The sequence below is a fragment of the Paraburkholderia caffeinilytica genome, assembly GCF_051027425.1.
GTDB classification, from domain to species: Bacteria; Pseudomonadota; Gammaproteobacteria; order Burkholderiales; family Burkholderiaceae; genus Paraburkholderia; species Paraburkholderia caffeinilytica_A.
Genome location: NZ_CP186552.1, coordinates 527,020 through 540,596, shown reverse-complemented (window position 1 = coordinate 540,596; position 13,577 = coordinate 527,020). Strand labels below are relative to the sequence as shown.

At 63.7% G+C, this 13,577-nt stretch carries 12 protein-coding genes; 4 read left to right on the top strand and 8 right to left on the bottom strand.

All coding sequences use genetic code 11. The annotated features are described in order from the left end of the window. The first annotated feature begins 48 nt into the window (after window positions 1–48). The gene (locus ACOSV0_RS02360; protein WP_434108507.1) at window positions 49–444 is read left to right on the top strand and encodes an acyl-CoA thioesterase; all 396 of its coding nucleotides are present in this window, start codon (window positions 49–51) and stop codon (window positions 442–444) included. A gap of 175 nt (window positions 445–619) precedes the next feature. Here the strand turns inward: ACOSV0_RS02360 and ACOSV0_RS02355 are convergent, their stop codons facing one another. After that, window positions 620–946 (bottom strand): DUF4148 domain-containing protein, encoded by a 327-nt coding sequence (locus tag ACOSV0_RS02355; protein ID WP_434108506.1) that lies wholly within the window; start codon window positions 944–946, stop codon window positions 620–622. A 214-nt stretch (window positions 947–1,160) separates the two neighbouring features. Then, complete coding sequence (locus ACOSV0_RS02350) at window positions 1,161–2,066, bottom strand: LysR substrate-binding domain-containing protein (RefSeq protein ID WP_434108504.1); 906 nt, start codon at window positions 2,064–2,066, stop codon at window positions 1,161–1,163. Between the two features lie 160 nt (window positions 2,067–2,226). On the opposite strand from ACOSV0_RS02350, the gene ACOSV0_RS02345 reads away from it, so the two are divergent. Beyond that, on the top strand, window positions 2,227–2,841 hold the full coding sequence (locus ACOSV0_RS02345; protein WP_434108502.1) for a glutathione S-transferase family protein: 615 nt from the start codon (window positions 2,227–2,229) through the stop codon (window positions 2,839–2,841). Window positions 2,842–3,008: 167 nt separating this feature from the next. Here the strand turns inward: ACOSV0_RS02345 and ACOSV0_RS02340 are convergent, their stop codons facing one another. Then, a complete protein-coding gene (locus tag ACOSV0_RS02340) occupies window positions 3,009–4,253 on the bottom strand; it encodes an MFS transporter (protein ID WP_434110370.1) in 1,245 nt (414 codons plus the stop codon). A gap of 32 nt (window positions 4,254–4,285) precedes the next feature. After that, on the bottom strand, window positions 4,286–5,497 hold the full coding sequence (locus ACOSV0_RS02335) for a serine hydrolase domain-containing protein (protein WP_434108500.1): 1,212 nt from the start codon (window positions 5,495–5,497) through the stop codon (window positions 4,286–4,288). A 111-nt stretch (window positions 5,498–5,608) separates the two neighbouring features. On the opposite strand from ACOSV0_RS02335, the gene ACOSV0_RS02330 reads away from it, so the two are divergent. Further along, window positions 5,609–6,505, top strand: a complete 897-nt coding sequence (locus ACOSV0_RS02330; protein ID WP_434108498.1) for a LysR family transcriptional regulator — start codon at window positions 5,609–5,611, stop codon at window positions 6,503–6,505. 33 nt (window positions 6,506–6,538) lie between these two features. On the opposite strand, the gene ACOSV0_RS02325 is transcribed toward ACOSV0_RS02330, so the two are convergent. Both ACOSV0_RS02325 and ACOSV0_RS02320 read right to left on the bottom strand, forming a co-directional pair. Beyond that, window positions 6,539–9,646, bottom strand: a complete 3,108-nt coding sequence (locus ACOSV0_RS02325) for a sensor domain-containing protein (RefSeq protein WP_434108496.1) — start codon at window positions 9,644–9,646, stop codon at window positions 6,539–6,541. A gap of 237 nt (window positions 9,647–9,883) precedes the next feature. Further along, entirely contained in the window at window positions 9,884–10,360 is a 477-nt protein-coding gene (locus ACOSV0_RS02320; protein ID WP_434108495.1) for a nitrate reductase associated protein, read from the bottom strand. Between the two features lie 158 nt (window positions 10,361–10,518). Between ACOSV0_RS02320 and fdhD the strand changes: the two genes are divergently transcribed. Continuing rightward, complete coding sequence (gene fdhD, locus ACOSV0_RS02315; protein ID WP_434108493.1) at window positions 10,519–11,358, top strand: formate dehydrogenase accessory sulfurtransferase FdhD; 840 nt, start codon at window positions 10,519–10,521, stop codon at window positions 11,356–11,358. Window positions 11,359–11,405: 47 nt separating this feature from the next. Here fdhD and ACOSV0_RS02310 read toward each other — a convergent pair whose 3' ends face one another. Continuing rightward, window positions 11,406–12,176 carry an enoyl-CoA hydratase gene (locus ACOSV0_RS02310; RefSeq protein ID WP_434108491.1) on the bottom strand — a complete coding sequence of 257 codons (771 nt, stop codon included), beginning with the start codon at window positions 12,174–12,176 and terminating at the stop codon, window positions 11,406–11,408. Between the two features lie 125 nt (window positions 12,177–12,301). Then, a complete protein-coding gene (locus ACOSV0_RS02305; protein WP_434108490.1) occupies window positions 12,302–13,501 on the bottom strand; it encodes an acetyl-CoA C-acyltransferase in 1,200 nt (399 codons plus the stop codon). Window positions 13,502–13,577 lie beyond the last annotated feature (76 nt).

Sequence of the window (13,577 nt, the reverse complement as noted above, 5' to 3'; positions counted from 1 at the left end):
TGATCTTTCTATTGTCGCAGAAGCTGGCTGGCGCCGCTTTTCATCCCCATGACCGATATTCTTCAACTCCCGCAAAAACATTGCGCGCTGCGCGTCGTGCCGCAACCGTCGGACGCGAATGTCCACGGCGACGTGTTCGGCGGCTGGATCATGGCGCAAGTGGACATCGCCGGGTCGATTCCGGCAAGCCGCCGTGCCAACGGGCGGGTGGCGACTATCGCGGTCAACTCGTTCGTCTTCAAGCAGCCCGTGTTCGTCGGCGATCTGCTGAGCTTTTACGCGGATATCGTCAAGACGGGCAACACGTCGGTAACGGTGTCGGTCGAGGTCTACGCGCAGCGCATGAGCCTGACCGAAGAACTCGTGAAGGTCACCGAAGCAACCCTGACCTACGTCGCGACCGATAGCGACCGGCGCCCGCGCGCGCTGCCCGTGCTGGATTGAGCGCAGCGGGACACTAAACGAAAACGAGGCGCCTGGGCGCCTCGTTTGGTTTCATACGTGGTATTTGCCGGATTGCCTTTGCCGGGCCGCCTGTCCCAGGTTGCAGTCGCCGGATCCCCCAGCGCAAGCACCCAGCGCCGGCAACCGCTGTCCGGCCCGCAGCCGGCTTGCCGGCTTACTGACTCGCCGCCGCGGCGGCCGCCGCCTTCTTCTGCGCGTTCTGCAGATCCGTCGGATAGTTCGGATCGTTGCGCGACGGGTTATACCCATTGCTCTCCAATTGCTTCAGCTCGGCGTTCTTCTTCGCCCGTGCGGCTTTGCGCGCGGCCTTGCGCTGCGCCTTGGCGGCTGCCTTCGAGGCAGCCGACGGTGAGACGGCAGCGGCTTGATCGCCCGCCGGAGCACTACCGCCGCTTTGCGCGAACGCCGGTGCAACAGAAGCCACGCTCAGTACAACCGATGCCAGCATCACAGCCCATTTCTTTGCAGGTGAGGAAGTCATTTTTCTCTCCAGTCGGATTGGCAAATATTCGACGGCGGAACGCCCATGACTGAGTGCGAGCAGCGGAAAGCGGACGCAACGCCACGTGAATCGATGCTTCGTGGTTCCCAGCGAAGTCAGAGATGGGAAATCCGAATATATACGACAGCCACTCACCCGGAAACCGGGAATCTTCCGCGAACGGCGCGCTGAGCGCGCGAGGCGGCACAGAATCTCACACATCACTACGCAAATAGGCGTCGACCTGGGCGTCGATCCACTGGGCAAAATGCGCCTGTTTCGCGTTCAGAATCTCGCGTTGCTGCCACACCAGCCAGTACGGATAGCGATACGGCACGCGGATGTCCGTGATCTGCACCAGTTCGCCCCGCGCCAGCGCATGCGCGACGAGGCTGCGCCGCTCGAGCGCGACGCCCTGCCCGAGCAGGACCGCGCTCAGCACGATGTTCGAATCGTTTGCAGACAGCACGACCGCTTCGGCGGCCGGCTCCACCACCTGCGCCGCCTGGCACCATTCGGACCACGGCGTGTTGGGGCTGGAGATCAACGGACACGCGATCACGTCCTCAGCGGTGACGGGAAGACGCCCTCCCGGCGCGAGCGTGAAGTGTGGCGCCGCGACGACCAGCACTTCGTCGTCGAACAGTTTCTGCTGCGCAACATCGGGCCAATGCCCTTGTCCCATGCGAATGCCGATATCACTCACACCCTGGCGGAAATCCTCGACCTGCAGACTCGTCAGCAGACGGATCCGGTAGTACGGATGTGTCTCGCGGAAACTCGCGAGACGCGGCACGAGCCAATGCTGCGCAAACGACGGCACGGTCGCGATGACCAATTCGCTTTCGTGTGGGCGCGCCTGCGCGCGGCGCGTCGCCCGCGTAATGTCGCGCAACGCCGAGCGTATTTCCAGCGCGTAGAACCGGCCTTCTTCGGTCGGCCGCAGGCCGCGCGCTTCGCGCACGAACAGCGCGACACCCATCGAATCTTCCAGCACCTTGATCTGCTGGCTCACCGCCGAGTGCGTGACATGCAATTCGCGCGCGGCCTGGGTCACACCGCCCAGGCGGGCGACGGCTTCGAAGCAGCGCAGAGCAGTGAGGGGCGGAATCGGCTTCATGTAAGAAATTCTGACGTAAACCGTCGATTAATGTCGCTTTTTTTGACTCACCGAGCACTTTAATCTATTGATCTGATGCATCACAAGCACCGTCTGGTAAGCGAATAGCCGCCTCTTCGCCCGCTCGGGCCAACCTTATAGATCTTCTAACGGAAATGAGATGAAACTGATCGGAATGCTGGATTCGCCCTACGTGCGCCGCGTCGCTATCTGCATGAAGTTGCTGAAGCTCGACTTCGAACACCAGTCGATTTCAGTGTTCAGCACGTATGAAGCGTTCGCGAAGATCAACCCGGTCGTGAAAGCGCCGACCCTGATCCTCGACAACGGGCAACGCGTGATGGATTCGACGGTGATCCTGCAGTACCTCGCCACGCTCGCCGCACCGGATCAACGGATCTTTCCTTCGCAACCGGAGCACTGCCTGCGTGCCGCGCGCCTCACGGGCCTTGCGCTGGCCGCATGTGAAAAGAGCGTGCAGATCGTCTACGAACGCAATCTGCGTCCGGCGGAAAAACAGCATGAGCCGTGGGTCAATCGCGTGACCGAGCAATTGCACGCCGCTTACCGCGAACTCGAAGAGGAACTCGCATCGGCCCCGCTGCCGATCGAGCCGGATCATTTCGGCGCGGCAGATGTGGCGGTGGCCGTCGCGTGGAATTTCACGCAGATGTTCTTGTCGGAGATCGTCGCCAAGGCGGACCATCCACGCTTGCAGGCGTTTTCTGAGTTCGCCGAGCAGTTGCCGGTGTTCGTCGATACGCCAGCGGTATAAACGGCGCGCGAGCGTCGTACTGGCGAAGCGGCATGCTTCGCCAACTGATCTGATGACGCCCGCAGCACGCTCCGTTCGGGCGGGCGCGCCAAGGCAGCGAACGGGGCGGAGATCGGCTCAGCGCAGCGAGCCATTGAACGGTAAGCGCGGCCAGCAACCGGCGTCACTCACTGCCCATTGCAGACACCGAGACGCCCGGCCGCAGTTTTGCCGCCGGCTCGCGCACGGCCCCGGCGGACAGCATTGATGCCGATACACAGCAACGTGCCGATCAACAGCACGGCCGCCACCCATGGCAACGCGACCGCGCCATACCGGTCGATCGCTATGCCGCCGAACGCCCCGCCGCCCGCGATCGCAAGATTCCAGACCGTGACGACCATCGATTGCGCGACGTCGGCGCCCTCGCCCGCAGCACGCGCCGACGCGGTTTGAAAGAGCGTGGCGGCGCCGCCGAACGCGAACCCCCAGATGCCTACGCCGACATAGACAACAGCCGGCAGATCGCTCGCCAGTCCGAGTATCACGGCCGCCACGCCGAACAGCAGAATGCTGATCAGCGTCAGCCGCCGCAAATGCCGGTCCACCAGCACGCCGACGATCGCAATGCTTGCCAGCGACGTCAAACCGAACACCAGCAGCACCGCATCCACGCGCTGCTGCAAATGCGCGAGCGCAAGGAACGGCGAGATGTAGGTGTAAAGGATGTTGTGCGCGAGCACATAGGCGAACATCACCATGAGTACCGCCTTGAGACCGGGCGAGGTGAGCACACCGCTCAACGTCGTGCGCCGCCCGGCCGGCTGGCCGGCGAAATCGGGCACCTGCCAGCGCACCCAGCCAAGCAGCAAGACGGTCAGCACGCTCATCGCGCCGAATGTGTAACGCCAGCCAATCGAAGCGCCCAGCAGCGTCCCAAACGGAATGCCGAACGACAACGCGAGCGGTATTCCCGTCATCGCGATCGCAATTGCACGGCCTTGCAGGCGCGCGGGAGCCATGCGCGCCGCGTAGCCCGCAAGCAATGCCCACAGGAGACCCGCCGACACGCCGGCAAAGAACCGCGCAACCAGCGTGAGCGTGTAATCCGTCGACAACGTCGTGACCGTATTGACGACGACGAAACCCGCGATCGCCATCAGCAGCAACGGACGACGCCGCCAGCCGCGCGTCGCGATCGCGAGCGGAATCGCCGCCAGCAACGACCCCGCCGCGTACACGGTGACGAGTTGCCCGATCAGCGCCGCCGACACCCCGAAGTCGCCGCTCATTTCGCGCAGCAGGCCGGCGGGTAGCGCCTCGGTCAGAACCGTAATGAAACCGGCCGTGGCGAGCGCGAGCAAACCTGACAGCGGCAAGCGATCGGACGATTGCGGCGCTTGTGTCGATTGTGTTGCTTGCGGCAGACGCATCGCGGCGTCGGCCTGGTCCAGGTCGAATTCGCTCATGACGGGCTCGCCTCCTGAACCTTGGGCGCCGTCACGCCATACACAGCATCGCGCAACGCATTGACGAACACGCCTGACATCCCTTCGTACAAGGTGTTCGTGAGCGCGACGACGCTCAAACCGCGGCTCCGGTCGACGAACCATGAATGGCCGTACGCACCGCCCCAGCGCCAGGTGCCGGACGACTCCGGCGAATCGGCAGCGAGCGGATCACGCAGCACCGAAAAACCCAGGCCGAAGCCGTAGCCCGGCTTGTCGGGCGGCCCCATCTCGCCCGTCTGGTTACGGCCCATTTCGTCGACGATCGCGCGCGGCAGCAAAGCGCCGCCGCCGTCACGCAACGTGTCGAGCAGACGCAGCACGTCGTCCGCGCAACCGACCATGCCCGCGCCGCCCGAAGCAAACGCGCGGCGGTCCAACGCGCGCGCCGGCTCGAAATCGATGCCGACCGCGCCTTCGAACGGCGTCACGCGTTCCTTGTCGCGCATACGGTGCGGTCGCGGCACGTCGCTCACGTAGGGCGTCGCGAGGCGATCCTCGTCGAGCGTATGAAAAGCGGTGTCGTTCATCGCGAGCGGCGCGGTGACGAGATCGCGCACCGCATCGCCCAGCGGCAATTGCGTCACGCGCTCGATCAGTGCGCCCAGCACGTCGATCGACAGCGAGTAGGCCCAGGCGGTGCCCGGCGCGAACATCAACGGCACGCTGGCAATCCGGCGCACGTTCTCGGCAAGCGTGATGCCCGCGAGATCCATTCCATCGGAGACGCCTGCGCGAGCATACGGACCGTGCCCGTCGGTTTCGAGAAAGCGATAGCCAAGGCCGGCAGTATGCGTAAGCAGGTGCCGCACGGTGAGGTGCACGGCCGCGCCATCCGGCCCGCGCGGCGTGAATTCGGGCAGGTAACGCTCGACTGCGTCGTCGAGTCCAAGACGCTGCTGGCTGACCAGCACCATCGCGGCCGTCGCCATGATCGGCTTCGAAATCGACGCGAGCCGGAACAGCGTGTCTTCGTGCATCGGTTGCTCGCGCTCGCGATCGGCGAGACCCGCCGCGCGGCGATACACCGGCTCGCCGTGCTGTGCGATCAACACGACGCCGCCAACGAGGCGCTGCTCAGCCAACGCGATGTCGATCACCGCATCGACCCGCGCCGGGAGCGGCGCGGCATGACGAGAAGAGCGGGACGGCTCGAACAATTCGGACATGGCAGCTCCAGTAAAGGGGGACGCGGCCATCATACGAATCCGGCAACCGGAGAAAAACTGGGATAGAGTTCCTCGGTCTGCGGACATTTATGTCCGGAATGGGGAGCGACGGTGGAAAGTCTGAGCGGGTTCCTGGTATTCGTGCAGGTGGCGGAAACACGCAGCTTCGTCACCGCCGGGCGGCTGCTCGGCGTATCGGCGTCGGCAGTCGGCAAGCGCATTGCGCGCCTCGAAGAACGGCTCGGCGTGCGGCTCTTTCATCGCAGCACACGCAGCATCACGCTCACCACCGACGGCATGCAGTTTCTCGAACGCAGCCGGCGCATCCTCGCCGAAATCGAAGCGGCGCAACTGGAGATGTCGCAAAGCGCCGGCTTGCCGCGCGGCCGCTTGCGCGTGAGTCTGCCCCTGGTCGGCTCGCTGGTGCTGCCGGTACTTGCCGATTTCATGCTGGCGTATCCGGAGATCGAACTGGATCTGGACTTCAGCGACCGCGTGGTCGACGTAATCGACGAAGGTTTCGACGTCGTCGTGCGCACCGGCGCGCTGGCGGATTCACGCCTCGCCGCGCGGCAAATCGGTTCGTTCGGCGTGGTGCTGGTCGGCGCGCCGGACTACTTCGCCCGGCACGGTACGCCGCAAAAACCCGCCGATCTCGCGGACCATGTCTGTCTGCATTACCGCTATCCGACGAGCGGCAAGCTGGAGATCTGGCCGTTGCGGCGCGAAGCGGGCGAACGCGACGTGACCCTGCCAATCTCGATGGTTTGCAACAACGTCGAAACGCGCGCGTGCTTCGCAATGCGTGGCTTGGGAATCGCCTGCATGCCGGATTTTTCGGTACGGCAGGCGCTGAAAGACGGCTCGCTTTGCACCGTGCTCGACGATTACGTGGAGCGGAGAATCGATCTGAGCATTGTCTGGCCTGCCGGACGCAGCGTGCCGCCGCGGTTGCGGGTGTTCATCGACTTCATGGCCGCGCGGCTTCTGGCAGATGGCGAGCCGTAACGCCACGCGAATCCCGCCTGGCGCTCCGGTGCGCTACACCGCCGCAGGTTCGCGCGCGACGCCACCCTGGAACAGCTCCGAAATCGCGTCCGTCGACAAAGGCTTCGCAAAGTAGAAGCCCTGCATCTCGTCGCAGGCGCGCTCTTTCAGAAAATCGAGTTGCGCCGACGTCTCCACACCTTCGGCAATCACCTGCAATTTCAGCGAATGCGCGAGCGCGATAATCGCCGAAGTGATCGTTTCATCGTCGACCGACACGCCGATATCCGACACGAACGAGCGGTCGATCTTCAAGCGGTCCACCGGGAAGCGCTTCAGATAGCTGAGGCTCGAATAGCCGGTGCCGAAGTCGTCGATGGCAAGTCCGATGCCGAGCGCGTGCAGCTCGTTGAGCATCGACACCGCCTCCTCGGCATTACGCATGATGGTGCTTTCGGTGAGCTCGAGTTCGAGATACTGCGGCTCAAGACCCGTCTCCGCGAGCACCTGCATGACGAGCTTCGCGATATCGCGCTGCTGAAAAACGCGTGCCGACAGATTCACCGACACCCGCGCCGGCGGCAAACCTTCGTCCTGCCACGCCTTGTTCTGGCGGCACGCTTCGCGCAGCACCCATTCCGACAGCGGCCCGATCAAACCGCTTTCCTCGGCGACCGGAATGAACAGCGACGGCATCACCAGACCGACTTCCGGATCGTGCCAGCGCACCAGCGCCTCGGTGCCGACAATCTGTCCGCTCTCGATATCCACCTGCGGCTGGTAGTGCAGCAGAAATTCGTTATCGCGCAAAGCGCGGCGCAAACGCCGTTCGAGATTCAGGCGCGCGCCCGCGCTCGCGTTCATCTCCGGCTGGTAGAACTGGAACGTGTTGCGGCCCATGTCCTTCGCGCGATACATCGCGAGGTCGGCCTTTTTCATCAGGGTTTCCGCGTCTTCGCCGTCCTGCGGGAACAGGCTCGCGCCCATGCTGCAGCCGACATACAACTCGGTTCCGTCGAGCCACACCGGTTCGGAAATCGACGCACGCACCCGCTCCATCCACGCGATCAGCGACTGTTCGTCGACGGTATCGGTCATCACGATCACGAACTCGTCGCCGCCGTGGCGCGCGACCGTGTCGCTGGTCCGCGTGCAACGCGCGAGCCGCTCGGCCACCACGCCCAGCAAGCGGTCGCCGACGCTATGGCCGAGGCTGTCGTTGACGTTCTTGAAGCCGTCCAGATCGATGAACACGACCGCGACGCCCTTGTGATGCCGCTGCGCGACAATCAACGCATGCTGGAGCCGGTCGCGCAGCAGGTTGCGATTCGGCAGCCGCGTGAGACTGTCATAGTTGGCCTGATATTCGAGCTGTTCCTGATAGCGGATCAGATCGGTCACGTCGTTGATCACGCCGATGTGATGCGTGATCATGCCCTCCGCGTTCGGCACCGGCGCAATGAACAGCTGATTCCAGAACAGCGCGCCGTCCTTGCGATAGTTGCGCACCACGGCGCTGACCTCGCGGTTCGCCTCGAGCGCCTGACGAATCAGCGCGACGCCTTCCTGGGCGCGGTCGTCGCGCTGCAGCACACGGCAATCCTGGCCGATCACTTCGGCGGGATCGTAACCGGTGATACGCATGAAGGCGGGGTTCACGTATTCGATCAGATTGCCCGTCGGCGACGGCGCGGTAATCAGAATCGCGTTGACGCTGGCATCGAGCGCGCGGCTTTGCAGACGCAAAGCCAGATCGGCACGCTTGCGCTCGGTGATGTCCGTGTAGGAACCGAGCACGCCGATCACGCGGCCGTCGTTGTCGGTGAATGGCAGTTTGCTCGTGACCGTGGTCCGGTGCACGCCGTCGATCACCACGTCGACCTCGAAATTCATCTTCGGCACGCCGGTGGTCACCACCTCTTTATCGTGCTCGTTCAGCAGATCGGCGAAGGCGCGCCACGGCATATCGCTGTCGCTCTTGCCCACCACCTGCTCGGGGTACGAGAGCCCCGCATCGCGCGCGAACGCCATGTTGCAACCGAGATAGCGCGACTCCTGATCCTTCCAGAAAATCCGCTGCGGAATGTTGTCGATCACCGCCTCGAGCATCTGGTTCGAACGCTGCGCTTCGGCTTCGGCATTGATCTGTTCGGTAACGTCGTCGGCCAGCACGAAGAAGGAGGCGTGGCCCATGAAGTTGATCGCGTGATACGAAATATCCGCGCTGATCATTGAACCGTCCTTGCGCCGGTGATGCCAGACACCCGCCATCGTGCGGCCCTGTTGCAGATCGCTGCGCTGCATGTGCGATTCCAGACGCGAGACTTCGGCATTCGGCCGGATCGCGCGAATCGTCATGCCGAGAAATTCGCTTTCCGTGTAGCCGTATTGCTGGATCGCGGCCGCGTTGACGGCGAGAAAGCGCAGCGTGTCGCGATCGAAAATGTACATCGGTACCGGATGATCGTCGAACAGGCCGCGAAACCGCTCATCGTTGCGGCTGAGTGCGCGGACGGTGCGCAGCGTCTCGCGCGCGCGGCTTTCGCGAGCGCCGAACGTGAAGATCAGAAGCGCGCTGCCGGCCAGCATCGTCACGATCAGCACGAACATGGCGCGTTGGGTTTCGCTCGTGGACGCCGCGAGCGACGCCTGCAGCGCCTCGTCCTCCTGCTTGCGCAACGCCGCCAGGCTGGCTTCCACATGACCGAGACCCAGCCCCAGATGCGTATAGGCCGACGCCGCCCACGCGCGCGATTCGTCCGGCGTGGCGCCGGTGCTCTTCAACAATGCATCGTCGATGTCGCGTTGCAGCGCGTGACTGTCCGCGCTCAGCCTCGCGAGCGTGGCGAGCATGACCGGTTCGCCGGCAAGCTCCGCGCGCAATTCGCGCTCCAGACCGGCCAGCGAGGCCGCCGTGGCAGCGGCCTCATTGACCGGCGCGGCCTCACCCGAGGCTTCGAAACGGCCGAGCGCGGCCAGGCCGCCGTCGAGCGCCTTGTGGTAGGCGTCGAGATGCTGGCGCACGCTCGTCGAACGCAGCATGCGCGCGTCGGCGTCGCGCTGTCCGCAAATCTGCGTATAGGCGACGAACGCGTTCGCGCCGACTGCGGCGGCGACGACTGCCAGATTGATCAGCAGCCGCTTCGATAAAAAAGGAGTCATGGGTTCCGAACGTCAATCGTTCTGAGGGCGGGAGCACGGGGTCGCTTTCGATGCGTCGGGCCGCATCGGGTCGAGTCTTTTTACGCGCCAACCCATGGATAACGGCAGGGTTCGGAACAGATTGAGGGGGCGAGGCGAAATATTTCGCGGATTTGGCGGGGGGCGTCTGGCTGGGGGCCTCTGGGGCGGCAGTGCCTGGCCGGACGTCCTTGGGCAGTCTGTACTAGCCGGCAGCACCTAGCCGGCCGCACCAAATTCCCTCATCGCGGGAACGAAGTCATGATTGCTTTCCGGCTTGCGCGACAATTTGGCGAGTACATAGCGCTTGAACGGCTCGAGTTCGGCCCACTGAGTAACACGCGGCGTGGGCAGGCCGGCTAGCCCCGCCTGGTGCACGACGCCGTCCGGCACGGCATCCGTGCGGCGCCAGGCGGGCGCTTCCTCGGGCGTGAACCACTCCGGCTCGATATTGGCGTGCGTGCGCAGCATCTCGAACAACGCGTGATCGAAATTCGGCTCGATTTCCGCGTCTTCTTCGACCGGGAAGCGCGCCAGCAGCTTGCGATCCTCGAGCGGCAGCAATTGCCACTGTTCGAGCGTGATGCGCAGCCCGAAGCGATCGAGATTGAAACGCACCGACATTGGGATGTAGGTGAAATTCTCCGAAGACGCGACTTCGAAGTTGAACAGAAGCGGTGCCTCGTTGAGTCCCATGACAGTATTCCTCTTGAGTGACGGGCAACACGCAAGCCCGGCTTGAGGTATTTTAGAACCTTATTCGCGCGATAGCGGCGCGGTCTGGCACCGCTTCGCGCCGCCGGACAAGGCTGCAAGCCGCTCAAACACGCGCGGCATGAAAGGAGTGAAGTAGCTTGAACGAACTGAACACAGACGGGCAGACGGGCGCCGTGGAGCGACAGGTGCACCGGCATCGCGGCGCAGCGGTCGAAACGGTCACCGATCACGTCGGTCAGGAATGGCCGGTTGCGCTCGTTTTCAACGGTATCTCGCACGCGGTAATGATGTGTACGCCACGCGATCTGGAAGCATTCGCGGTCGGTTTTGCGATTTCGGAAGGGATCGTGGAACGCGGCAGCGACATTCAGGACATCGAGGTCGAGCTGCACGACGATGAAGAATTGCCGCACGCCGAAGTGCAATTGAAGGTGGTGCAGCAGGCTTTCGTCGCGCTGAAAGAAAAGCGCCGCGCGCTCGCCGGGCGCACCGGCTGCGGCGTATGTGGAATCGAAAGCATCGATCTGCTGGATCTGAAGCCGGAACGCGTGCCGGACACCGGCTTTCTGCAACGTCTCGCGCCGGATGCGATTGCTCGTGCCGCGCGCGAGTTGCCGGAACATCAGGCATTGACGCGCCTGACCGGCGGTCTGCATGCCGCCGCATGGTGCGATGCGGCAGGCGCGATCCGCTACGCGTTCGAGGACGTCGGCCGTCACAATGCGCTCGACAAGCTGATCGGCCAACTGGTGCTCGATCGCGTGGATACCAAAGAAGGTTTTGTGTTTCTGTCGAGCCGCGCCAGCTACGAGCTGGTGCGCAAGGCGGCGCGCGTCGACGTGCCGATGGTCGCCACGATTTCGGCGCCGTCGTCGCTCGCGATTGCGATTGCCAGCAAGGCAGGCGTGCGGCTTGTCAGCTTCTGCCGGGAAACCAGCTACGTCGACTACGATACCTTGCAGCCGACGCAACCTTGAGCGCTCCGGGCGCCTGAAGTATTTTCAGGCGCCTGAACACCGCCAGTTCAATCGAACTGGCGGAAGTCCGGCTTGCGCTTCTCGAAGAACGCCTTGAACGCCTCGCGCGCTTCCGGCGCGAGCAGCATCTTGCCGAAGTGCACCGCTTCTTCGGCCATCTGCGTTTGCAGTTCCTGGCGGCTCGCGCGCTTCATCAGACTCTTCGTCACCCGCAGCGACGAAGCCGGCAGCGCCGCCAGCTTCGCCGCTTGCGCGGCTGCGAACGCATCGACTTCAGCCACGGGCAGCACGCGATTCACGAAACCCATGCGTTGCGCCTCGGCGGCGTTGAACGCTTCGCCGAGCAGCAGCTTTTCCGCGGCGGCCTGATAACCGGCCACGCGCTGCAACAACAAACTCGACGCCGCTTCCGGACACAACCCGAGTTGCGTGAACGGCAGCGAAAAGCTCGCGGTATCCGCTGCATAGACCAGATCGCAATGCAGCAACAGCGTCGTGCCGATGCCGACTGCCGGACCCGCCACCGACGCCACGACCGGCTTCTCCGCCGCACTGATCGCTCGCAGGAACTGGAACACCGGAGAATTTTCGCCGCCCGGCGGCGTCTTCATGAAGTCTTCGAGATCGTTGCCGGCGCTGAAAATGCCGACGCTGCCGCGAATCAGAATCGCCCGAACCGACGCATCGTCGTGGGCTTCGACCAGAGCATCGGCCATCGTCTGATACATCGCGGCGGTGATTGCGTTCTTCTTGTCGGGCCGGTTGAAGGCAATCGTCAGCACGCCGTCGGCGCGCTCGACCAGAATATCCATTGTCATCTCCTCGTACTCCTGGTTGCTGCTGAATGGAAAAAACGGTTCGCAAGCCACGCGGCCTGCGAACCGTTTCCGCGGTCCTTAGATGGTCACGGCAAGGATCACCGCAAGGACCATGGCAAACACGATTACAGGCGTTCGATGATGCCCGCCGCGCCCATGCCGGTGCCAACACACATCGTCACCATGCCGTACTTGAAGTTGCGGCGGCGCAGGCCGTGCACAACCGTCGACGCACGGATCGCACCCGTCGCGCCCAGCGGGTGGCCGAGTGCGATCGCGCCGCCGAGCGGGTTGATCTTCGACGGATCGAGACCGAGGTCCTGAATCACCGCCAGCGATTGCGCGGCGAACGCTTCGTTCAGCTCGATCCAGTCCATGTCTTCGATCTTCAGGCCGGCGGCCTTCAGTGCGGCCGGAATCGCCTCCTTCGGACCAATGCCCATGATTTCCGGCGGCACGCCGCGCACGGCGAAGCTGACGAAACGGGCGAGCGGCGTCAGGTTGAATTCCTTCAGCATCTTTTCCGACACGACGATCAGCGCGCCCGCGCCGTCCGACGTCTGCGAGCTATTACCCGCCGTCACCGAACCCTTGTTCGCGAACACGGTGCGCAGTTTCGCCAGACCTTCCATCGACGTGTCCGCACGCGGACCTTCGTCGAGGGCGACTTCGCGGGTCTTGATCCGCACTTCGCCCGTGGCGAGATCGGGGAAACGCTCGGTGATCGTGTAGGCGGCGATTTCGTCGTTGAATTCGCCGGCTTGCTGGGCGGCGATCGCGCGACGGTGCGATTCGACCGAGAACTGGTCTTGCGCTTCGCGGCTGATCTTCCAGCGCTCGGCGACCTTCTCGGCGGTCAGACCCATGCCGTAGGCGATGCCGATGTCTTCGTTACGATCGAAGATATGCGGCGACATCGACGGCTTGTTGCCCATCATCGGCACCATGCTCATCGATTCGCAACCGCCCGCGATCATCGCGTCCGATTCGCCGACGCGGATACGGTCAGCCGCCATCGCCAGCGCGGTGAGGCCCGAAGCGCAGAAGCGGTTCACCGTGACGCCGCCCACCGTATTCGGCAGGCCAGCCAGCAGTGCACCCATCCGCGCGACGTTCAGCCCCTGTTCGGCTTCCGGAATTGCACAGCCGATGATGGCGTCTTCGATCACCTTGGTGTCGAGACCGGGCACTTGCGCCACGGCTGACTTGATCGCGTGCACCAGCAGTTCGTCCGGGCGGGTGTTCTTGAACATCCCGCGCGGCGCTTTGCCGATCGGCGTGCGGCTCGCGGCGACGATGTATGCGTCTTGCAATTGCTTTGTCATTTAAAGCTCCTTTGTCGGCAGGAGTTAGCGCTTTAGCGCTTACTCCTGCCCCATGCAGTCTTATCGCGGTCGATCG

Excerpts from the sequence above, each read along its gene's own strand:
- ACOSV0_RS02360 (WP_434108507.1), top strand. The coding sequence starts at position 49 with ATGACCGATATTCTTCAACTCCCGCAAAAACATTGCGCGCTGCGCGTC.
- ACOSV0_RS02355 (WP_434108506.1), bottom strand. The coding sequence starts at position 946 with ATGACTTCCTCACCTGCAAAGAAATGGGCTGTGATGCTGGCATCGGTT.
- ACOSV0_RS02350 (WP_434108504.1), bottom strand. The coding sequence starts at position 2,066 with ATGAAGCCGATTCCGCCCCTCACTGCTCTGCGCTGCTTCGAAGCCGTC.
- ACOSV0_RS02345 (WP_434108502.1), top strand. The coding sequence starts at position 2,227 with ATGAAACTGATCGGAATGCTGGATTCGCCCTACGTGCGCCGCGTCGCT.
- ACOSV0_RS02340 (WP_434110370.1), bottom strand. The coding sequence starts at position 4,253 with ATGCGTCTGCCGCAAGCAACACAATCGACACAAGCGCCGCAATCGTCC.
- ACOSV0_RS02335 (WP_434108500.1), bottom strand. The coding sequence starts at position 5,497 with ATGTCCGAATTGTTCGAGCCGTCCCGCTCTTCTCGTCATGCCGCGCCG.
- ACOSV0_RS02325 (WP_434108496.1), bottom strand. The coding sequence starts at position 9,646 with ATGACTCCTTTTTTATCGAAGCGGCTGCTGATCAATCTGGCAGTCGTC.
- ACOSV0_RS02320 (WP_434108495.1), bottom strand. The coding sequence starts at position 10,360 with ATGGGACTCAACGAGGCACCGCTTCTGTTCAACTTCGAAGTCGCGTCT.
- ACOSV0_RS02310 (WP_434108491.1), bottom strand. The coding sequence starts at position 12,176 with ATGACAATGGATATTCTGGTCGAGCGCGCCGACGGCGTGCTGACGATT.
- ACOSV0_RS02305 (WP_434108490.1), bottom strand. The coding sequence starts at position 13,501 with ATGACAAAGCAATTGCAAGACGCATACATCGTCGCCGCGAGCCGCACG.